This window comes from Paenibacillus sp. FSL L8-0158 (assembly GCF_038592965.1).
In the GTDB taxonomy this organism is placed as follows: domain Bacteria; phylum Bacillota; class Bacilli; order Paenibacillales; family Paenibacillaceae; genus Paenibacillus; species Paenibacillus polymyxa_D.
This window is the reverse complement of sequence record NZ_CP151949.1, coordinates 1,297,302-1,320,251: the sequence shown is the minus strand read 5'-3', so window position 1 is coordinate 1,320,251 and position 22,950 is coordinate 1,297,302. Positions and strand designations below refer to the sequence as shown.

At 47.5% G+C, this 22,950-nt stretch carries 18 protein-coding genes; all 18 read right to left on the bottom strand.

Annotated elements, in window-relative coordinates:
* Positions 1-4: 4 nt before the first annotated feature.
* Positions 5-1,105: a glycosyltransferase gene (locus tag NSQ68_RS05920; protein WP_029516199.1), complete on the bottom strand. Its 1,101-nt coding sequence runs from the start codon at positions 1,103-1,105 to the stop codon at positions 5-7.
* Positions 1,106-1,133: 28 nt separating this feature from the next.
* Positions 1,134-2,282 (bottom strand): glycosyltransferase family 4 protein, encoded by a 1,149-nt coding sequence (locus tag NSQ68_RS05915; RefSeq protein ID WP_029516198.1) that lies wholly within the window; start codon positions 2,280-2,282, stop codon positions 1,134-1,136.
* Positions 2,279-3,466: a glycosyltransferase family 4 protein gene (locus tag NSQ68_RS05910; RefSeq protein WP_342428284.1), complete on the bottom strand. Its 1,188-nt coding sequence runs from the start codon at positions 3,464-3,466 to the stop codon at positions 2,279-2,281. Before NSQ68_RS05910 ends, NSQ68_RS05915 begins: the two co-directional genes overlap by 4 nt.
* Positions 3,453-4,292 carry a glycosyltransferase family 2 protein gene (locus NSQ68_RS05905; RefSeq protein WP_023987421.1) on the bottom strand — a complete coding sequence of 280 codons (840 nt, stop codon included), beginning with the start codon at positions 4,290-4,292 and terminating at the stop codon, positions 3,453-3,455. The genes NSQ68_RS05910 and NSQ68_RS05905 overlap by 14 nt, the downstream gene beginning before the upstream one ends.
* A 22-nt stretch (positions 4,293-4,314) precedes the next feature.
* Complete coding sequence (locus NSQ68_RS05900) at positions 4,315-5,694, bottom strand: oligosaccharide flippase family protein (RefSeq protein ID WP_029516196.1); 1,380 nt, start codon at positions 5,692-5,694, stop codon at positions 4,315-4,317.
* Between the two features lie 5 nt (positions 5,695-5,699).
* On the bottom strand, positions 5,700-7,142 hold the full coding sequence (locus tag NSQ68_RS05895) for an O-antigen ligase family protein (protein WP_342428283.1): 1,443 nt from the start codon (positions 7,140-7,142) through the stop codon (positions 5,700-5,702).
* 5 nt (positions 7,143-7,147) lie between these two features.
* On the bottom strand, positions 7,148-7,918 hold the full coding sequence (locus tag NSQ68_RS05890; RefSeq protein WP_013309155.1) for a WecB/TagA/CpsF family glycosyltransferase: 771 nt from the start codon (positions 7,916-7,918) through the stop codon (positions 7,148-7,150).
* A gap of 4 nt (positions 7,919-7,922) precedes the next feature.
* Positions 7,923-9,260 carry an O-antigen ligase family protein gene (locus NSQ68_RS05885; protein ID WP_342428282.1) on the bottom strand — a complete coding sequence of 446 codons (1,338 nt, stop codon included), beginning with the start codon at positions 9,258-9,260 and terminating at the stop codon, positions 7,923-7,925.
* Between the two features lie 10 nt (positions 9,261-9,270).
* Positions 9,271-10,206 (bottom strand): glycosyltransferase, encoded by a 936-nt coding sequence (locus tag NSQ68_RS05880; protein WP_029516193.1) that lies wholly within the window; start codon positions 10,204-10,206, stop codon positions 9,271-9,273.
* Positions 10,206-10,904, bottom strand: a complete 699-nt coding sequence (locus NSQ68_RS05875) for a sugar transferase (protein WP_013309152.1) — start codon at positions 10,902-10,904, stop codon at positions 10,206-10,208. Before NSQ68_RS05875 ends, NSQ68_RS05880 begins: the two co-directional genes overlap by 1 nt.
* Before the next feature lie 16 nt (positions 10,905-10,920).
* Entirely contained in the window at positions 10,921-11,814 is an 894-nt protein-coding gene (galU, locus tag NSQ68_RS05870) for a UTP--glucose-1-phosphate uridylyltransferase GalU (RefSeq protein WP_013309151.1), read from the bottom strand.
* Between the two features lie 39 nt (positions 11,815-11,853).
* On the bottom strand, positions 11,854-12,492 hold the full coding sequence (locus tag NSQ68_RS05865; protein WP_029516191.1) for a CpsD/CapB family tyrosine-protein kinase: 639 nt from the start codon (positions 12,490-12,492) through the stop codon (positions 11,854-11,856).
* Complete coding sequence (locus NSQ68_RS05860) at positions 12,476-13,219, bottom strand: Wzz/FepE/Etk N-terminal domain-containing protein (protein ID WP_342428281.1); 744 nt, start codon at positions 13,217-13,219, stop codon at positions 12,476-12,478. Before NSQ68_RS05860 ends, NSQ68_RS05865 begins: the two co-directional genes overlap by 17 nt.
* Positions 13,220-13,500: 281 nt before the next feature.
* Positions 13,501-14,139, bottom strand: a complete 639-nt coding sequence (locus tag NSQ68_RS05855; RefSeq protein ID WP_165144639.1) for a response regulator transcription factor — start codon at positions 14,137-14,139, stop codon at positions 13,501-13,503.
* A gap of 116 nt (positions 14,140-14,255) precedes the next feature.
* Positions 14,256-15,893, bottom strand: coding sequence for an ATP-binding protein (locus NSQ68_RS05850; protein ID WP_029516188.1), 1,638 nt, complete (start codon positions 15,891-15,893; stop codon positions 14,256-14,258).
* Between the two features lie 318 nt (positions 15,894-16,211).
* Positions 16,212-20,810, bottom strand: a complete 4,599-nt coding sequence (gene gltB, locus NSQ68_RS05845) for a glutamate synthase large subunit (RefSeq protein ID WP_342428280.1) — start codon at positions 20,808-20,810, stop codon at positions 16,212-16,214.
* 464 nt (positions 20,811-21,274) lie between these two features.
* Positions 21,275-21,958 (bottom strand): metal-dependent hydrolase, encoded by a 684-nt coding sequence (locus NSQ68_RS05840; RefSeq protein ID WP_342428279.1) that lies wholly within the window; start codon positions 21,956-21,958, stop codon positions 21,275-21,277.
* A gap of 155 nt (positions 21,959-22,113) precedes the next feature.
* Positions 22,114-22,926, bottom strand: a complete 813-nt coding sequence (locus NSQ68_RS05835; protein WP_029516185.1) for a cell wall hydrolase — start codon at positions 22,924-22,926, stop codon at positions 22,114-22,116.
* Positions 22,927-22,950 lie beyond the last annotated feature (24 nt).

The following is a 22,950-nucleotide window of genomic DNA, read 5'->3' as shown; positions in this document are numbered from 1 at the left end:
CCGTTCATCCTCCTTTTAGAAAGTTCACATAGGCTTGTTCTACATACTTTTTCAGTTGATCCTTGAAGTTATCTTCATCAAATTTGCGGGCATGGGTAATGATATCGTCCACATTCCATGCATGCTGCTCGACCTTTGCGACGGCCTCTAGCACATCCTCTACTTGATGCTTGCGGAAAAATACGCCGTTCACATGAGGAACAATCGTATCCAGCGCTCCCCCACCCTGAAAAGCGATGACAGGCCGTCCGGCCGCATTCGCCTCCAAAGGCGTAATACCGAAGTCCTCTTCACCCGGAAAAACGAGCGCTCGGCATTCTGCCATCAGCTTGTTAACCTCTTCATCCTCAAGCCTACCGAGGAACTCAATGTTCGGGGCAGCCATACCTTCGAGTCGTTTACGATCCGGTCCTTCACCCACAATGCGCAGCTTGAGACCGTTACGTTTGAATGCTTCGATCGCGAGATCGATGCGCTTGTAGGACACCAATCGGGATACGATCAGATAATAGTCACCGATGTTTGTAGCGCGTTTAAAACGGGATGTATTAATAGGTGGGAAAATGACATCCGAATCCCTTTGGTAATAGTGCAAAATTCTTCTTTTAACAACCGAAGAGTTGGCGACAAACTGGTCTACGTTGCGCGAAGTTTTGGCATCCCATGTTTTCAACCGGTTCATGTACAGCTTTAGCATGTTTTTGAGCAGGTTGGATTTGGACTGCCGGGCCATATATGTATCGTAATCCCAGGCAAACCGCATCGGTGTGTGACAATAACAAATGTGAAACGTATGTTTGGGTACCTGGATGCTTTTCATAAATGCACTGCTGGAGCTTAAAACAATATCGAAATCCCTAAAATCAAAATCACGGATAGCGATGGGATATAGCGGCAGCACTCCTTTGAAGTTGGCCTTCACTCCTGGGACTTTTTGTAGCCAAGTGGCTCTAATATCCGCATCTTTCAAGTTACGCGACAGGCGGTCGTCGCTGAACACCGTTGTGAAGATAGGAGCTTCCGGATACATATCGTGGAATACCTCTACTACCCTTTCCGCTCCGCCCATTTGGATTAAGTAATCGTGTGCTATCGCTATTTTCATCTGAATCATCCTTTAACGCGAATGTCGGTCAGACTCCTGCCAACAAACCCTTATAGTAATGAACTATATCCTTAACTGTGTTCTCGATGACAAAATGCTTCTTGACCCGTTCCATCCCTCTCTCACCCATCTGCTGACGTTCCTGTGGATGCTCCAACATCCAGCGGATGGCTTCTTCCAGCTTAGCCGGGTCACCCGGTTCAATAAGCAGCCCGGTTTCATGGGGTACCACCGTTTCCTTGGGTCCACCCTCATTGGAAGCAATCACTGGGAGACCAGCAGCCATGCCTTCAATAATGACCTGACCGAATGGTTCTGGTGTAATAGAGGTATGAATCAGCAAATCACAACGCTGCATCAGGCCTTGAATGTCATCGACGTGCCCCAGCAGATTGACATTAGCCAACCCGTATTCGCGCATCGTGGACTCTAATCGTTGCTTGTATTCCTCTTCTCCGAACAATGCATCTCCAGCCAGCCAGAATTTCACGCGCTGATCCGGTAAAAAGGAACGTGCCGCTTCCAGTAAAATATGCTGTCCCTTCCATTCCGCCAATCTGCCGACCAATACGACGTTAAACGAGTCATCACCACGTGAATGCGCAGCCGTGTCACGTGCTGTAATTGCTTTGGCAAAAGCAGAATAAACGACGAGCGTCTTTTTGTCCGGGGGTAACTCCAATGCACTCAGCGTGGATTTCGAATTGGCAATCACTCCGTTGGGCAAAAAGCGGGACATCAGCCGAATCCCTTTGGCTACAATCGGCTTCAGATACGGCGGACCGATGTGGTCACGGATATGCCAGATCAACGGCAGCTTCGCCGATTTGGCAGCTACTGTACCATACAGTGCAGACTTGAGCGAGTTCGTGTGAACGCACACGACCTTTTCCTCACGCAGCAAGGGCGCAAGTTTTCTACCGTATGCCAGCAAACGAAAAGCTGCTGCAGGCGCACCTAGATTCACGGCATTCCGTCCCCGATTGCGAATCGAATCGTCCAATGGAACGATGCGTACATCAATATCACGCTGCCGAAGCCGATCTGCCAAATCGCCCTCCTCTGCCAAAATAACGAGCGGGTCGATATGTTCCCCGATATTCGTCAGTATGTTATACAAAGCGACTTCACCGCCGCTCCATCTTGCCGTATGGTCAATATAAGCTACTCTCATCATTTCGCCGCCGCCTTTCTGTCAAGAACCTGTTGGAACACCTCTTCCACCTGCTCCGCTACATGTCCCCATGTATATCTGCTCAGGACATGGTCCCGGCATTCCCTTGCATTCGGTAGAAGTTCACGATGATCCAGCACACGCAGCAACCCTTCAGCAATGGCTTCACTGTCCGTTCCCTGGAACAATAGCTCGGGACGGAATCCTCTTAAAATTTCCTTGCTACCGCCCACAGGAGTGGCCAGCACTGGCAGTCCCGAAGCCATTGCCTCCACCGTGATCAGACCGAAACCTTCCAGCGCCTGTGTAGGTACGACGAACAAATTCGATGCTTGATGGTACAGTGGAAGCTCCTCATCCGACACATAACCGAGCAGCCTTACATGGTTATGAAGATTGTATTCCGCCACCTTGGAAGCCAATTCCTCCATCAGAGGGCCCTTCCCACCGATCAGCAACAGATGATCAGGATGACGCTCAGTTACTCGTCGCCATGCTTCGAGTAGCTGTAGCAGTCCCATTCGATTAACAAGACGACGAACGGTTAGCACAATCGTCGCATTTTGCGGCAAATTCAGGCGCTCCCGTACTGCTCCCCGATCCTCTGCCGGGTGGAACCTTTCTACATTCGCCGCACCAGGAATAATGTGAATTTTGCTGAGTGGAACCTTATAGTGCTCATGCAAAATATCCCGAAAAGTCTCGCTTAGCACTATAAATTTATCCGACAGACCGTAGGCCTTCATTTCAATGGATTTAGCCAACGTCGTTTTTAGAAAATGCTTGATGCCCTGTCCTTCAATCTTCATTTCCTCCGTCCACGGTCCGTGAAAGGTGGTAACTACCGGGATTCCTCTTTTTTTCGCCTCCAGCGCTGGCCCGACACTATAGGGAGCAAAATGGGAATACAATATATCCATCGGTTGCTTGTCGAACAACTCTGCTGCATATTTTTGCATTAGCTCCCGGCGCTTCCAGATGGATTGCTGCTTGCTGCCAATCGTATGAATCCGAATACGGTCGGGCGCTTGCGGCTGCTCGTCACTACAGATTAGAGCATCCAACGTATTGCGCTCTAACGTAAGCTGCTCACAGATCGATTGGAAATATGTGTTGAGGCCTCCTGGCTGCAAAGACGGCCAGCTCAACCCCGTTGCCGCAATACGAAATCCGTTATTGTACGACATAGCTGGTTTCTCCTTTCTGCTCGGTATGTCCGTCATCCACGATTTCTATCTTTTTTCGCCGCTTGGTTAGCTCATAATGCTTGAAGCAGACGAGAAACTCATACATCACCCAGAAAACGGCTACGGCAAAACCCGCCAATCCCTTGCGGTATAAGCCTTGGACAAAATACTTCTGCACAAAGCGGGCAGGAGGCCGCCACAACAGTCTGGTAATCCGAAAGGATCTACCTTTGTTAAATGCCGTCTCTGCTTCCAAATCTGTATATTTATTAAAACGGGTCATATGATCACTGATGCTGCGGAAGCCGTAGTGCCATAACACGCCCTCCAGATTGACAATCTGGGAAGAGGCTACATCCGGCATTTCATGAACAAGACTATTCGTAATACCATAAATACGCCGATTGTACAAACGAACCAGATATTCGCCTTTATTCATCCATTTGCCGAGAAAATCGCCAATCCGAAATACGGAATATGCTTTGGCTGGATCGTGGAGCGTTTCCTTTACTTTCAACAAGTCTCCAAGCAACTCTGCATCCACTACTTCGTCCGTATCAATCAGGAATATCCAATCAAATTCCGCTTTTTCAACACCAAACATGCGCTGCTTGGCATAACCAGGCCACGGGTTAGAAAACACCCGACAGCCCAAGGATTCAGCTACCTGAATCGTATTGTCCTTGCTCCCTCCGTCAATGACGACGATATCGTCCGCAAAGGGCTTGCAGGATTTAATGGCGGCTGTGATTCGAGTGCCATCATCCTGAGCGATAATAACTACGGATATCCGGTTGTCCGCGGGAACGCTAGACATGTGGTTCATTAGCGGGTGCCTCCTTCTTTATCTAACCGTTAACTGGCTTTTTCCGGATGTAGTGTGACATCGTTGATCGGAGCCATTGAAAATCTTGTTTGGAAATAAGCAGTCTTGGAATCTTCATTTTTAGAACGAATTTAACATTACATAAAATGAAAATGAACCGTAGAATCCCCGAAGACAGCATTGCTATCCCTGCACCCGTCAATCCATATCTCGGCACGAGTATGGACAGCAATGGAATGACGAGCGCCAATCCGACACCCTGTAGAATGGTAACCAGTTTGGGCTTACCCAACGCCATAAATTGTTGTGCCAGCACCATGGTCCCTCCACTGATAGCAACCTCAAGCACCAGGAACCGGAATACCGTAAGCGCTTGTTTAAACTCTTGACCATATAACAATGTAAATACGAACGGAGCAATCAGCATCAACATCATCGCAGCCAGAAAGGTTGCTGTTGATGTCACTCGAAATGCCCGAAATGTTATGTCCACCGCCTCTTCCTTATTCAGACCAGAGGCTTTGGGAAACAGCACGACAATGATCGAGGTAGAAAATACATTCACCATCCTGGCCAAGCTGACCGCTACTGCATATAAACCGAGATCAGCGGGTCTGAGCAGACCCGCAATCAAAATCTGATCAATATAAGTGGAAACCTGCCCCATGAGATCATTTCCGTATGACCCCATACCGTAGGTAAAGAGATTTTTAAATTGCGTCCAGCTGTTCTTTACCTTTGGTTTGTACAGCCGAATCATTCGTATCGTGACACCGATATAAATCGGCAAGCCTGGCAATAAATAAGCCAATGCCGAGGTGTATGGATTCATATTTCCGGTTAGGATCAGAATCGCCAGACCCAGCAACGTACTTAGCGGTACCAGATACCGGAATAAATTGTACTGCTTATATTCCGAGCGAACTTGAAGTAATGCATTATTGATCTGTGAAATCGCTATGAGCGGACACATCATCATAGAGCACTGCGCGAAAAGTATGACCGATGAAGAAAAAGAGCGCAGCCAATAAGGAATTAGAAATACTCCGACGAGTGTCGCCAAGCCCCCAAACATGGTAGCTAGTAGCAAGGCCAGACCATACAGTTTGCCCGTTTCCTCCGGTTTCCTTTTGGCATTGTAAATCAATGCAGACGGGACACCGAAGCTCATGCAGAAGGCGAGAAATTGGGACCAGTTCACCATCGCTGTCTGTTCCCCGCGTCCAGTAGGACCCAGGAATCGTGCCGTTAGCACACCAGTCAACATGTTCACGACGAGAATCAGCATACTGAATATCATCGTTTTTACTGCTGCAGAGCTGTTATCCTTGCTTTTGGCAAACCGAATCACTGTGGACCATAGTGTCCGGACAGGTGCGGATAATGCTTGTAAGTTTTGCACAGCCTTTACCTTCTTTCCGCGATGACATCTTTTGCCCACAGTCCTATTCCGATCATCATCCAGATCAGATAGCCGCGCATACCGGGGAAACCATTATCTGATATGAGACTGGCTACAGCTCCGGCCCACGTAGCCAACGCCAGTCTGATATAAGGCTGACTGGCATCTCGTTCGGCAATACGGGCGAGAAGGCGCTTGAGGATAACGAACAGACCACCGAAGAAAAAGAATGCTCCGAAAATACCGAAGGTGAGGAAAATGGCGATATATCCATTATCCATAATCCCAAGTTCACCGAGATCGCCGCCGTTATCAAGCTTGGTTCCGATTCCTACACTCCCGATCCCCTGCCCGACTGGATTGCTAGTAATCGCCGGAAGCATCGTATGCAGTAAATCCAAACGCTCGTTGTACGAATGATCCTGTTGAATATCCGTCAGCGTCTGCATACGAGCCACCAAACCCTCTGCTCCTGGAAGTTTTGGAACAATGATGTAGAGAAGAAGACCGACGACAGCTAGTTGAACCAAGGTCTTCCACTTGCCCTTGGAAGATGAACTGAGAATATAAGCCAGCAACATGACGAAAGCAATTAGCCAGGCTGAACGTACCAGTGTGATCAAAAGACAAACGACCGTCAGCAAAATTCCGATCCATCCCAAAGTGCCACGCCACCGTTTTTCCATTAGCATGGGTACAAGTGCCATCGCCAGGAAAATAGCGCAGGGACCGGGCGAGTTCATAGAAGAAAACACTCTGATTTGAAGCGGTTCTGGAACACCAATGGAATTCATTTCTACATGATTCATCCAAAATGCATCCCAAGGAGGAACTGTCAAATACTGAATAATGCCGTAAATCGCCACAAGAACAGCAATGTTGGCATATGAATACAGCAGTCGGTCCAGTTCCTTCGCTTTCATGGGCTTAATCGCAAAATATGGCAATAGGATCAAAGGAACCACATAATTGGCTAAATCATAAGCAAAAACAATACCATTTTTGAATAACCCGACGACACTTCCGTAGGCCAATTCTATGCCGAAAAATACAGCAATTCGGGTCAAGGGTTTTTCCGCCTGATGGATGCCTCGCAACACAGGAATAATCAACATACTGCTTACCAGCAGCGGTGCCACGCTCAACAAGGAAACCGAGTGATACGTTCCCTCCAACCAATCCGCAATACGGCGGATTTCCGGGCCTACTGCCCATACTGCCAGCGTGTAAGGAATCAGTAGCCGGGATTGCAAGATCGCCAGCAGGAAGGCCGGAAAAACGAGCGCCAGCAATATGGCTCCCTGCTGGCTCATGGTGGGATTCATCTTGGCGCTGGCAAATCCGATGGCGAGTGGCAGCATACAAGCCAGCAACCCCATGGCGATCATGCCGATTCCACGCCGATTTCCTAGCCAAACGGAAATCTGCTGATCTGCCAACCGACTCATGTTTCTCACCCCTGACCTCCCTTCATCCGCTTCCGCTTGAACATCTCCTTAAACAGCAGAACGAGAAATTGGGAATCCTCAATCAAATATCTTTTCCACAATCGTTTAGGCTCCTGAGACAATCTCCAGAACCATTCAAATCCCGTCTTCTGCATCAGCTCCGGTGCTCTTTTCACATTTCCAGACAGGAAATCAAAGGTCGCTCCCACCCCAATCGAAATCGGAGCGCGGTAAGTCTCATAATATCTGTAAATCCATTTTTCCTGTTTAGGTGCGCCTACACCTACAAAAACGATGTCCGGGCGAGCCTCTTGCAGCAATTGGACAATGTGTCTGTTCTCCTCTTCGTTTTTCTCAAATCCATAAGAAGGAGAGTAACAGCCCACCACGTTCATGTTCGGATAAGATTCCTGGAGATTGAGCATAGCCTTCTCAGGAATACCGTCAGCTGCACCCAGAAAAAATAAACGATAGCCTCGATCCTCAAAAGCCTCTCCCAACCGAGTGAACAAATCTGACCCGGACACTTTTTGTTTGAGGGGCTTTTTCAGTAACTTGGACGCCCATATGATAGGCATCCCATCGGCCACTACAGCTCCGGCATCTGAATACACCTTGCGGAATTCATCATCCTTGCGAAGCTTGATCACATGATCGACATTACAGGTCAAAATGTAGGAATGACGCTGATGCTCAATAGAAGTATCTATAAATTCGAGTAGATCATTAAAATCATAATTATCAAAGTTGACATCGAACATGTTCACTCTGCTCATCGTATCACTTCTCTTTGCGAAAATCGGTTTGAGTAGATGTCTGGTATAACGCGTTCAAATACCAGCAAAATGGAATAATCATCTGAACCGTCGACAACGTATTATCTGAAAACGAGTAGATCAAAAAGCCTGCAATTAAGCTTGCAAAATAAGGTTTGATAGACTTGGCAAGCGACCGGTAAATGAGAGCGAACACGATCAGCAATGAAAGCATTAATAGCCCGCAACCGATATATCCCGTGTCAAAATAAAAGCGAATATACTCATTATGCGGTACAACGAAACCATTGAATAACGTCCCGTCGTTCGCAACCGTTACCGCGCCAAGACCTCTCCCTGACCAAGGGTAATCATGTACTCTGTTCAAAAAATATTCCCATGCCTCCGAGCGTCCCGACAGGTCAATGCCTGTATCGGTCTCCCGTTCGAAGGAGCGTTTTTTTAAATTGTTCCATTGTAGGGCCACCGCCCCCAGAGCAACCAAAAACGATCCGGCCAGCGGTAGCAAATAATTGACTTTCCCCTTGAGGTACTGACGGGCAATATCAAACAGATACACAGCAAATATTAATAACAATGCCAGAATCGGTCCACGTGTACCGGTGGCGATCAGAATCAAAAAGTTCAGTGCCAACACTGTGTAATAAAAAGCGGCTTGCTTTGGTTTGCGCTTGACCTCAATTAGAGAGACGGCAATTCCGAGAAAGGAGAGCATTGCCAGATGCGGCGGTATATTCGCTCCTTGTACTCTGACTGCGCCCGTAAATTCCACATCCGTAAACGAATGCAGCCCTAGAACCTGCAAACCCAGCCCAATGACCACACTAATAATTGGCAACAGACTGATCAGTCGGATATGCTTTTCTGCCACATCCTTTTTCCACTGGATCAGTAAAAAAAAGAAAGGGAGTGATAAACCGACGAACGCCTTGACGGCAATCGAGGTCGTTAACAAAGGCAGCCATGCTGAAAATCCAAATGTGATCCCCAGCATGATCACCAATGCCCAGACCGGATAGCTGAACTTGAGACGTATGCCATACACAAGCATGCACGGCACCAGCAGAGCCAAAATGCCCAATTTGTACAATGACAAAATCTCAATACCGAACACGCCGCCCTGATACAGAGAATCGACTGAGACTGCTGTACTTAGCAAAACAGCATAGCTGATGCGCTCCGGATGATGGATAGAAACAGCCAGCAAGAGCAGTAAACATACCGCCGCAATACTGACCACCGGCTGATAGGTAGCCGCAATTCCTACAGCAAGAGCGCCCAGTAGAAAAATAAAAACATGCTGTATGGTGTTTATTCTAGTAGTCCAAGGATAGTTACTCATGTTCCATCTTTCACCCCGCAGCTGACTCGCTTTTCCGGTTGCGCAGTGTATCCAGCGTCCCACGGATACTTTCAAGCCTGCACCGGTTCAACAGCTTCCTGCCCTCACTACGCGCCAGCAGGGAATCCAAAGTGATGTATAACACTTTGGCTGCCGTCTTCGCCATCAGCATCGCGTTGCCGCGCAGACCTACGGCCTGAGCAGCGTTAGACATGCCCTGACAATAGTAGCGGTTCATGATCCATTCTTTTGTTAACCGTGAAGCCGGCACAAAATGTTCCACAGACATGTGTGGATGATACATAATCGTTCCACCATTTTTACGGATTTGCTCGAATACCCACGATTCTTCACCAGATAGAAGGATATCTCCCTTTCTGCCTAGATGAAGCGGGAACATAACAGCGGCAAAAGCCGTTTTACGCATCGCCATATTCGCTCCAAATGGATTCAGTCCCGACGGATATTCACGAATGGCTTTGCCCAGATCAATAATCGTGTAAGGCAGTTCAAGCGGGCCTGTCAGCCAACCCGGTCGTTCCGTCTCAAACATAGGGTCAATTTTCCCACCCATAGCCGTCAGCTCAGGATTGTTCCCGAATGCTGACATAATCGTTTGCAACCATGTAACACACGGAATTGCATCATCATCGAGAAAAGCAATGACTTCCGCTCTTGATAACGTAATACCTGCATTACGAGCTGCAGACAGTCCTTGCTCTCGCTCATAATGATATCGGAGATGGATATTCTGACCATGTGCGACAGTGAACCTTTTGATCGTCGCCGCTGTATGATCGGTGGACCGATTATCGACCACAATGATCTCAGCCAGTGCGAGGTCTTCCAGCTCCAGCAGGGACATTAACGTTTTCTCCAGCAGATCCGCCCGGTTATAGGTGCAAATAACGACGGATACTGCGGGACATCGCTTGAATGCATCCATCAATAAGCATCCTTGGAGAACAGCATTTTAACGCCTGTTTTCATGATGATTTTCAAATCGAGCCACGTATTGCGTACATGAATATACTTCAAATCCATTTGCACCATTTCTTCGAAGCCTACACTGTTACGTGCGCTCACCTGCCAGTAACCCGTACATCCTGGTGTTACAATCAGGCGTTGCTTATCATAATCGGAATATTGCTCGACCTCGCTGGGCAACGGCGGACGCGGACCGACTAAAGTCATGTCGCCGACCAACACGTTCCACAGCTGCGGAATCTCATCAATACTCGTCTTGCGCAGAAAACTACCAATTTTCGTGATCCGAGGATCGTTTTTAATTTTGAACATGGCGCCGCTCACTTCATTCAGCTCCATCAAGTCCTTTTTCAGTTCCTCAGCATTGGACACCATTGAACGGAATTTATACATATCGAATAACTTCTCATTCTTGCCCACCCGAGTTTGCTTGAAAAACACGCTTCCCTTTGGGTCTTCGAGCTTAATCAGAACGCCTACCACTACAAAAAGCGGAAGCAAGACGATCAAGCCCACGAACGACAGCAGCATATCAAGGAGGCGTTTTGTGACCAGGTAGGACGTTTTATCCTGAATTTGTGTATTTCCGTATGGCATGTAAAACGCTTTACCTGACATGACAGCCTCGCCGTCCTCCGGTAAATTTTCCATGCTCATGCTGACGTACCCCCTCTCAACCTGCCGTGGTTGCTTTCTCGGTCTTTTTCAACCATTCATTCATGGCCTCCATAACCGGATACTTCAAATCATCGCTGGCAAGTGCAAATTCAAGTGTGGTTAAAATATATCCAAGACGCTCACCTACGTCATAACGTGTGCCTTCAAAATCATAGGCGTACACACGCTCACTCTGATTCAGCTTTTGGATCGCATCCGTCAACTGAATTTCGCCGCCAGCTCCTTTTTCCTGAAGATCAAGATATTTGAAAATTTTCGGTGAGAACACGTAGCGACCCATAATAGCCAAATCGGATGGCGCTGTGCCTGGAGCCGGTTTTTCTATAAAATTATTCACTCGGTACAAGCGTCCGTCCTGCTGATCCGGTTCAATGATGCCATACCGGTTCGTAAATTCCTGCGGTACCCGCTGCACACCGATAACCGAATTTTGAGTTTCCTCATACTGATCCATCAGCTGGCGCAGGCAAGGCTTCTGACCTGTTACGATATCATCACCCAGCAGCACACCAAACGGCTCGTCCCCGATAAAGCGTCTTGCGCACCATACCGCATGTCCAAGACCTTTGGGTTCTTTTTGGCGAATGTAGTGAATTTCCACTCCCGAAGAACGCTGTACTTCCTCCAGAAGCTTCAGCTTACCGTCCTCGAGCAGTTTGGATTCCAGCTCAAATGCGTTGTCAAAGTGGTCCTCAATGGCACGTTTGCCTTTACCCGTAACGATAATAATGTCCTCAATACCAGAAGCAATCGCTTCTTCCACGATATATTGAATCGTAGGCTTGTTGATAATTGGAAGCATTTCCTTAGGCATCGCTTTGGTGGCAGGGAGGAAGCGCGTACCTAACCCTGCTGCTGGAATAATGGCCTTTTTCACTCTTTTCGTCATCGCACTCATTCTCCTTGCTTCATCGAATTTTGGTGTTGCTTACTTCACCTGATTCATCACAATTCCAACCAGCGTCGCACTGGCCTGCTCCATGAGTTGCTTTGTTTTGCGCAGATCTTCCCGTTTGGTACGACCATGTTTAGCAACGAGAATCACACCATCTGTCAAGCCTGCAATCAGGCGGGCATCCGTATAATTCAGCGCCGGAGCTGAATCGAGTAAGATGATGTCATATTCACGTTTGAGCTCTTCCAGCAGCTCAGCCATACGTTCGCTACCGAGCAGATCCGCTGCGTTGTACAGGGTGTCTCCACCGGGAACAACCGATAGCTCCAGGCCACCATGCCTAACGATAGACTTGGAAGAAGCCCCACCGCGCAAATAAGCCGATAGACCTCCGGTATTCTCCATTCCGAATATCTCGTGCAGCGCTGGCTTATGCAGATTGCAATCCACCAGAGCCACCTTCTTGCCTTCTTGTGCAAAAGAAACTCCGATGTTGGCGAGCAGTGTTGTTTTACCCGCTCCGCTTTCCGGCGAGGTCAACAATAGAACCGTCCCACGGTCCTTTTGTCCAATCACCTGCTGCCGAATGTATGTACGGAGGGATCGAAATGATTCCGAGATATACGATGATGGATTACTTTCTGTAATCAACATGTCATTCAATCGCAGCATATTTACGCTCCCCTACCCGTTCTTTGGAATTTCCAGCTGCTCCATCGATGTCCTTCTTGCGAATGACTGGAATCGATGCAATTACCGGAATACCGATGTCTGCGTCTGCCTCTTTTTCCGAGCGCAGCGTGCCGTTAATGCTTTCCAGGAACACAATCGTGCCCAATGCAATCATCAGCGATACGAGAAAACTAATCGCAATATTCATGAGCGGGTTCCCATTAATCGGGTCAGGATTGGCCTGAGGATCCGCTTCATTTAAAATTTTTACATTATTCAATTCCATCAATCCCGGAACCGTCTGTACGAATTTCTGGGTAACCGCGTTTACAACCGCTGCGGCCTGTGGATAGCTCCCTGCCTCAAACGTCAAACCGATAACCTGACTTTTATCCGAGGATTTAATCTGCAGCTTTTCTGCCAACTTCTGCTGTGTCAAACCGAACTCGGGATGAGTCGCTACAACAGCGTCCATAATTTTAGGTGAAGTGAGAATTTGCTTGTAGCTTTCCACCAAATTAAGACTTGTGTTGACGTCGTTCAGATTGTTGCTCCCCTGCTTGGCGGAAATATGATTAACCAGCAGTTGGCTTGAAGCGGAGTAGACTGGCTTCACGACATTGTCGCTCACAAAGTATGTTGTTACACATGAGAAAATGACAAAAATCGCAATCAGCCACAATCTTCTTTTAATCAGGACTAGATAATCCAAAATGGTTTTCTCCACAAAAATCCTCCCTCCTATACAATTTCTCTTCATATTTAAGTATGACTTTATTGTAACAATTGGCTCTGTGAACGACATGGAACCGAATGGCACTTTCTCCCTCACTACAGGGGGAGGGAAATGTATACTTTCGGATACGGCATGGTATACTTTTGTACCATGCATTGTCGATTATGGAAAAAGAAATCGAAAAAAGCCTCAAAATCACAAAAATTGGTGATTTTGAGGCTTTTCATTCCACTCGCATATGAAAGTGCAACGCAGCTTATAGAGTCAGCGCATCATACAATGTTTGTTGGCTCGTACTTCGCCAGACCAATGGCATTGGCATACAATGCTGCCTGCGTACGATCCGCCAGCCGCAGCTTGGCCAAGATCTGACTGACATGCTTTTTGACTGTAAACTCACTGATAAATAATCGGGATGCAATTTCACGATTGCAAGCTCCTTGTCCCAACTCGACCAGCACTTCCTTTTCCTTGGGCGTCAGGTCGTCCGTCAGATTGCCCGCATCTTCACGCAGCTTGTTTTCGAGAATAGCCGGATCATAATATTTGCGTCCTTTGTTGACAAGATGAATCGCGTAAATTAGTTCCTCAGGCAACGCTTCCTTAAGCACATAACCGTCCACGGAAGCTTCCTCTGCTTTCAGAAAGTCTTCACGTGTTGCGGAAGAGGTCAGCAAAATAAATTTACTTCTGAAACCACGTCCGCGCGCTATCTTGATAATATCCAGCCCCGATTCATCAGCTAGTTTCAAATCCAGCAGCACCAGATCCGGATCCGTTTCCTCAATCACCACAAGTGCTTCCTGTTGATTCTGGGCCTCTCCCGCAAACTGAACATTGGGCTGCATGGATATAACCGCAGCGAGTCCTTTCCGTACTAAAGGATGATCATCGACAATGACAATTTTCATGATTCGGCCTCCTGTCTACAGTTCAGGATTTGCATAATCCCTATGTATCCGATTGTTACCGCAGATTTTGTATTGCAGAATGTTCACACATTTTATTCGAGAATTTTGCAAAATCCTCATTCATAAGCATTTACCGGAATGGACAATCGGATCTGTGTTCCTTCTCCGATTCGACTTGAAATATCAAATTCGCCTCCCATCGATTGAGCTAAATATTCCATATTCATCATGCCCAGGCCCCCGCCTGCACTGACCGCCTCACCTCCTGCTACCATTCTCGCCGTCTCAAACCCTACTCCGTCGTCGTGAATAGACAGTCTAATCACTTGGGGCGTCAATTTTAACTTCACATCAATTCGCTTGGCCAATCCATGTCGGATTGCGTTCCCCGCCGCTTCGGAAATGATGCGGAACAAAGCCTTTTGGTACAAATACGGAAGTGAATAATGATCACCATGAATGTCAAAATCAATTTGTACATGGTTCAGCTTGGAGAGTGTATGCAGATGACTTTTCACCGTCCCTAACCAAGTTGAGCCTCCGCTTTTTTTCGAGCTTAGACTATGAATCGCCCCTTTCAGCTCTCTAACCGCCTGGTTGGCAGATTGCTGAATTAGATCAATTTGCTCCTCCACCTGCTCCTTTGGCTGATGACACCAGGTTTGCCGGAGAGAATGCGTTGCGTACACAATACCAAAAAGACTTTGAGAAACATTGTCATGCATTTCATTTGCAATCCGGTTCTGCTCATTCGTCACAATCAATTGATTCTCAATACGCTCCAGCTCATAGCGCTCCAAAAACACAGCACTCAGCTCAGCCAAGAATATCAGTTGTTGCACGAGCCAGCGTCTTCCTGTCAAACTTTGATCCGGTCCCAACTTGAGGCCAATCGTCGCTACAAAGCGGGTCGTCATCGGTACGGTGATCATGAGAAAGTCGCCCCATTCTGGCAGATGTCTGAAAAATGGTTCGCGCTCTTCCCTGAACTCCTCCCGGTAATTCTCCAGTTCCTCGAATAGCTGCTCCTCCTCCTCCACCGTCCAGCCTGTCTGGCTGCTTGCCGGTGCATCCTCTTCCTGACTATCCAGCCAGAAAAATGCACGACTCTGCTTGGTTAGCTTGACAGTGTAATCCGAGATGACCTGACCCAGATTTAATGCCTCATTATGGCTGGTCGTCTCCATGATGTGGTAAATCGACTTGATATGATCCATCGTCTCATTGGCTTGTTCTTTAGCCACCTTCAGTTCGTCCTTCATGACGCCGATAACCTGCATTGCCATCGTGGTTACGATCAATACCAGAAACAAATTAATGTTCTGCAATATAAGATCCCACAAAAAATATTGACCTGGTGTAAAAAAGATATAACAAAATGTAAGCACCAGACCGATATAAGAAAGTAGGAGCGTCCAGCTGTACCTCATAGATAGATGAGCACAAGCTACCAGCATGGGAGTAATCACATACCATTTGAACGGGCTATTTATCCCTCCGGTCGGGAATAACAACAAAATGATCCCTGCTGTTTCTAGTGCAATGCTACATTTCAATACCATATCATGAAGTCTGTATTTACGGTAAATCCAAGTAAATGCTGTAACGGATAAAAATAGAAAACCAATCAGTAACAGCTTCTGCCACACGATTAATCTAGATGATTCGAACAGAAAAACAAGTGACGTTAAAGATAGTGATACATAACGGTATAGAAAAATCATTTTGTCTTCTGCTGACTTCCTCAACTTCATCCTGTCACCCTATTCTGTGTTTTGAAGGGACGATGGGCATATTAGGTTTGTTTGTGTACTCTAAAAAATCATAACCAATCCAAAAATAAATAACAAGACATAAACTCTTACGTAAACGGTTACATTCCAAAAAATTTGGTACTTTTTATAACATATTTACCGTTTCAGGAAAACATTTTGGGGGTAATGTCAGAATTTATGACGTTTGTCAAGGAAATAAATCACATTTTAGAGACCTAAAAAAGACTTGCTGGTACCACTGTGATTATCACAGCGGTATTCAGCGAGTCCTTTTTTAGTGAATCTGTAGTCTACATTTTAGCCCCCGGCACGCGCTAATTCACGCATATTGGCCTCAAATGCTGCCAACAGAGCTTCATCTCCACTCAAACCAGTTGCCTCTTCTTTTTGAATCTGTTCAACCATACGCTTGTAATCCTTTGGAATCACTCGTACAAACTGCTGAATCGCAGTCTGCCAATCATCCAAAATACGTTGTCCCGCTTCACTACCCGTGTAAGTGACATGGCGTTGAATCAAGCCGCGCAACTCCGCTGCTTCTGCAGGTTCTTCCACACCTTCCAGCAACACCATTTCCAGATTACAACGGCTCAGGAACGTCCCCTCAGGGTCATAGACATATGCAATACCTCCGGACATTCCGGCTCCAAAATTTCGTCCGGTTCCACCCAATACAGCTACACGTCCGCCTGTCATATATTCGCAACCATGATCTCCAACGCCCTCAACAACAATACGTGCGCCGGAGTTCCGAACGGCAAAGCGCTCGCCTGCGATTCCGCTAATGTAAGCTTCACCGCTGGTCGCTCCATACAAGGCTGTATTTCCGATAATAATGTTCTCTTCTGCCTTAAAGGTCGCTTTGTGAGACTTTTTCACAATAACCTTACCGCCAGATAGCCCTTTACCGACATAGTCATTGCTATCGCCTTCCACGCTCAACGTGATGCCTTTCGGAATAAATGCCCCGAAGCTCTGACCTGCCGATCCAATAAAGTTAAAGCGAATCGTATCCTCAGGCAGACCCGCCGCTCCATACTTACGGGTGACCTCGCTGCCCAGAATCGTCCCTACCGCCCGATTCACATTTGTAATAGGTAAGGTACCCTCAACAGGCGTTCCGTTCTCCAGCGCTTTCGCAGCCATCGGTACGAGCTGCTGCATGTCGAGTGTTTCTTCCAGACCGTGATTTTGGCGTTGTATGCGGTAACGTACACTACCTTCTTCCAACTCAGGAACATGCAACAGCAAGCTCAGGTCTACACCCTTCTTCTTCCAGTGCGAATCGGCGTTCACAGTATCTAGACAATCCGTACGTCCAATCATTTCCTGAATCGTACGGAAGCCCAATTCCGCCATAATTTCACGGACATCTTCTGCGATGAAACGCATAAAATTCACCACATGGGCAGGATCGCCCATATAATTTTTGCGCAGCTCCGGATTCTGCGTAGCCACACCAACCGGACATGTGTCCATTTGGCATACCCGCATCATAATACAGCCCAACGCCACGAGCGGCGCTGTAGAGAAGCCGTATTCTTCCGCGCCCAACAGGGCAGCTACTACCAAATCGCGGCCAGACAGCATCTTGCCGTCTGTCTCCAATACCACGCGGTCGCGCAGGTTGTTTAACATCAGCGTCTGATGCGTCTCCGCCAGACCCAGCTCCCAAGGCATACCCGCATGACGAATGGAGCCTTGCGGAGAAGCGCCTGTACCACCGTCATAACCGCTGACCAGAATAATGTCAGCACGGCCTTTTGCTACCCCTGTAGCAATCGTGCCTACGCCTACCTCTGACACCAGTTTCACGTTAATGTCAGCACGCGGATTAGCGTTTTTGAGATCATAGATGAGCTCTGCCAAATCCTCGATAGAATAAATATCATGATGCGGCGGTGGTGAAATCAAACCTACTCCTGGCGTAGAACCACGGACCTCAGCGACCCAAGGGTACACCTTACGTCCTGGCAGTTGTCCACCTTCGCCCGGCTTCGCGCCTTGCGCCATTTTGATCTGAATTTCGTCGGCATTCACCAAGTAATTCGATGTTACACCGAATCGGCCCGATGCTACCTGCTTAATCGAACTGCGACGAGAATCACCATTGGCATCCGGTATGAAACGTGCAGGGTTCTCCCCACCTTCACCCGTATTGCTCTTGCCACCGATCCGATTCATCGCAATCGCCATATCTTCATGCGCTTCCTGACTGATTGAGCCAAAGGACATGGCCCCTGTCTTGAAGCGACGCATAATGGATGCAGCCGATTCCACTTCATCCAGCGGCACAGGCTCACCAGCAGGCTTCAATTGAAGCATGGAGCGAATCGTCAAATACTGTTCAGATTCACCCTGTACCAGCTTGGCGTACTTCTTGTAAAGCTCGTAGTCTCCCGAGCGTACCGACTGCTGGAGCAAATGCACCGTTTGCGGGTTAAACAAATGCTCTTCCCCATCGTTACGCCATTGATATTCGCCGCCCGAATCCAGCACTTTGTCGTTGCCGTCCTTGTCGGTAAAAGCACGGTTATGATGAACCAGCGCTTCGATAGTCACTTCCTCCAGACCAATACCGCCAATGCGGGAAGGTGTCCAGGTGAAATAACGATCAACAAAATCCTGTTTTAAACCTACGGCCTCAAAAATTTGCGCCCCACGGTACGACTGAATTGTGGAAATACCCATTTTGGACAATATTTTAACGACACCCTTCGTTGCCGCTTTAATATAATTTTTAACTGCTTTTTCGTGCGAGATGCCGCGCAGCAAACCCTGCTGAATCATGACATCCAGCGTTTCAAAAGCCAGATACGGATTAACTGCACTCACACCGTAGCCAAGCAACACCGCATAATGGTGAACATCCCTTGGCTCGCCGGACTCCAGCAAAATACTTACACGTGTGCGCGTACCCTGTTTAATCAGATGGTGATGCAGGCTGGAAACAGCTAGCAACGCCGGAATGGCTGCATTCTCCGCATCCACTCCACGGTCGGACAAAATCAGGATGTTATGACCTTTGTCAATGACACGGTCAGCCGCCTCAAACAATCCTTCCAGCGCCTTGCGTAAGCCCTCAGCACCTTCCTTCGCTTCAAAGAAAATCGGAATCGTCATGGATTTGAAGCCTGGACGATGTACGTGACGAATTTTGGCAAACTCTTCATTTGACAACACCGGCGAATCCAACCGAATTTGACGACAGCTCTCCGGTTCCGGGTGCAGTAAATTGCGCTCTGGTCCAATCGTAGTTGCGGTTGACGTTACAATCTCTTCACGAATGGCGTCAATTGGCGGGTTCGTGACTTGGGCAAACATTTGTTTAAAGTAATTGTACAAACGTTGCGGACGGTCAGATAATACCGCCAGTGGAGCATCGTACCCCATTGAGCCAATCGGTTCCGCACCTGTAAGTGCCATCGGCTCCAGAAGTTTGCGCAGTTCTTCAAACGTATAACCAAATGCGAGCTGCAGCTGATTTACATTTTCATGTTTCGGCTCTGGCTGCTCCAGTGCTTCCGGCAGATCATCCAGATCAATCAAATGCTCATCCAGCCACTGCTGATAAGGTTCCTCGGAAGCGATACGTTCCTTTAACTCTTCGTCAGAAACGATACGGCCTTCTTGGGTATCAACCAACAGCATACGACCTGGACGGAGACGATCCTTATAGAGCACATTTTCAGGAGCAATATCCAATACACCCGCCTCTGAAGACAGTGCGATCAAATCGTCCTTGGTCACATAGTAACGTGCAGGACGCAGACCGTTGCGGTCGAGAATTGCTCCGATTTGGATACCGTCTGTAAATGCCATTGCAGCAGGTCCGTCCCACGGTTCCATCATAGTGCTGTGATATTCATAAAATGCCCGCTTCTTCGGGTCCATGGTTTCATGCTTGTTCCAAGGCTCCGGCACCATCATCATGGCTACATGAGGAAGGGAACGTCCGCTCAGATACAGAAACTCCAGCGTATTATCAAACATGGCTGTATCCGAGCCATCTGGGTTAATAACGGGTTTTACCTTCTTGATATCTCCGCCAAACGCTTCGCTTTCAAACTGCGCCTGGCGAGCATGCATCCAGTTCACGTTGCCGCGCATCGTATTAATTTCACCGTTGTGAATCATAAAACGATAAGGATGCGCACGATCCCAGCTCGGGAACGTATTCGTACTAAAACGGGAATGGACCAGCGCGATCGCTGATGTCACCCGCTCATCTTGCAAATCCAGATAAAATTTGCCTACCTGCTCGGTTGTCAGCATTCCTTTGTATACAACCTTGCGACAGGACAAACTTGGAATATAGAACGACTCACCGTTCTCATCCTCTTGGTTATAGCGAATAGCAAGCTCTGCACGTTTGCGAATGACATACAGTTTCCGTTCGAAGTCCAACTCTTCCTTCAAATCGCTACTGCGGCCGATGAATACCTGACGCACGCCCGGTTTAGCTGCTTTTGCCGATTTACCCAGCATTTCGTCATAAGTTGGAACATCGCGAAAACCCAAACAATTTTGACCTTCGTCCACGATGATATCTCTTAGCTTCTGCTCATGCACCTCACGAACTTTTGGATCATTGGATACAAAAAGCATACCAACGCCATAATGTCCGGCCTTTGGCAATTTGAAGCCCAATCGCTCCGCTTCCTCTTGAAAAAACAGATGAGGGACCTGAATCATAATCCCTGCTCCGTCACCGGAGTTTGGTTCACTTCCCTGACCGCCCCGATGCTCCATATTCACGAGCATGGTCAAAGCCTGACTTACAATATCGTGCGATGGTTTTCCCTTGATGTGGGCAACAAAGCCCATGCCGCAGGCGTCTTTTTCGAATTGGGGATCATATAGTCCCTGTTTGGGTGGTAAACCTGTCTGTCTCATGGAACGCAACCTTTCTGTTATAAAGTCATGCTGGCCTGAAATACAGGCGGCCGAATAGAAGACAGTGGCAACAAGAGGTAACTCAAAGAACAACTACGAGGAATGGGGGACAAAACATGTGACGTATTCAAGGCGGTACGGTCCACCGAATGCGTATGTTTTTCAATAATTATGCAATGGCTTGACTTGAAAAATACGTCGATTCCACTGATGAATCTAATTAGTTCTATCATTTTATCATTGACCTATCATGTTAGCAATTCAAAGTTTTTATGATTGTGATAATAAATCTTTTACATTACAGCTTCAACGTATCAATGCAAATTTATCTCATTTTTATGTATAAATATTCACTTTTAAAAAAACAGCCTTTCCTATTCCTCTAAGGAACAGAAAAGGCTGACAAAGGAGATATGATAAGTTTATAGACAATCTAGTGTATTCACACAAATCAGATATCCGTATTAAAATTCGAGACTTTCGCCGGGCTTCAATGCTTTCCCTTCAATGCCTTCTTTGTGCAGACGATCACAGAAGCCATCTCCGTCCTGCTCAATACCCGGGAACGTATTGTAATGCACCGGTATTACGCGGCTTGCACGCAGCCATTTTGCTGCCAGCAATGCATCTTCAGGTCCCATCGTATAACCATCTCCGATCGGCAATACCGCAGCATCGATGGAGTTAGTCTCCCCAATGAGACGCATGTCGCCAAACAGACCAGTATCCCCTGCATGGAAAAAGGTTCGGCCTCCCATGGTCAATAAAATCCCCGCCGGCTCTCCCATGTAAATGGTTTGTCCGTCCACCGTCAAAGATGAGCTGTGGAACGCAAGTGTGAATTTCACATGGAAACCGTCAAAGTGGTGACCCCCACCCAGATTCATACCGTGAGCTTTGGCCCCCAAGGACGAACAATATTCAGCCAGTTCCGCGACCGCGATTACTGGACAATCATTGCGCTTGGCAATTTCAACAGCATCTCCAAAATGATCGGCATGACCGTGTGTCAACAACACGGCATCCACCTGAATGTCCTCGGCTTGTACGGTTGCTTTCGGATTTCCCGTCAAAAAAGGATCAATAATAATCCGTTTCCCCTCTGCCTCTACCAGTACAACTGAATGTCCATAATATGTGATTTTCATATCATCTACGCCTCCTTTGTCACTTTCATTATTTTGGTTACTTTCCTTTACCTATTATACCTCTTTTGCATACTGGCTTCACCTGTACCACAAAATCCGTTCACTAAGCTGAACCCTATTGTTTAGAAAGGGCTGTTATTTGTAGAAGGGTGCCTTTATTTATAAAAGGTATGATGACCGATAGTTTTCACCTTGGTACGGGAATGATGAACCGTAAGGTCCTGGGCCAACGTAAGCGACAGGAAAAAACAGGTGTTATCAGGCACGGCTTTATGGCCGTTCAAAGCAGCAGTAACTGCACGGATGCTGTCCTGGTTGGGCTGAACACGACGAAGACGCCCGTTAGCGACCGGACTAAATTGCGCTTTTTGATAAATCACTGCCTGAATCGTATCGGGAAATGGGGCTGACCGCAGCCGGTTTAAGACAACGTTGGCAACTGCCACTTTGCCTTCGTACGGTTCGCCTTCTGCTTCTGCCATCACTATTTTTTGCAGCAGGAGCAGTTCTTTAGCGGAGACGGTGTAGCTCCAGGTAGACAACGCCTTGTCATCCTGCGTGAGCATTTTTGTCTTCGTAAAGTAGATGGTTGTAGGAGGGGTTAGGATTGCGGACTTGCTATGCTGGACCTCAGGCTTTTTCTTGCCTGTAGCAACGTTATTCCGAGCTTGTTCCGCCTGCTTCATCTGGGAAGCGGGTAACGGAGTCGGCATGATTTCTTTCCAGCTTGGCTGCCCATGAGCAGCAACAAAGATGGGGCTTGTCCTGTTAGACCCTTTATGGGTCCCCATCCTGTCGCCATATGTAGGAGCTGCAGAGTTCCCTGACCAGCTCAGAGAATGCATGGATGCATTTTTATGATTATTCTGTGTTTGCTGAACCTCAGCGTAGAGGCCTATCCCCAATATACAAACAAGCAGCACACTCAAAAGAGGTGCAAACCAACGATGTTCTTTAATGATTTCCATAATGTTCCTCCCGTTAACTTAAGC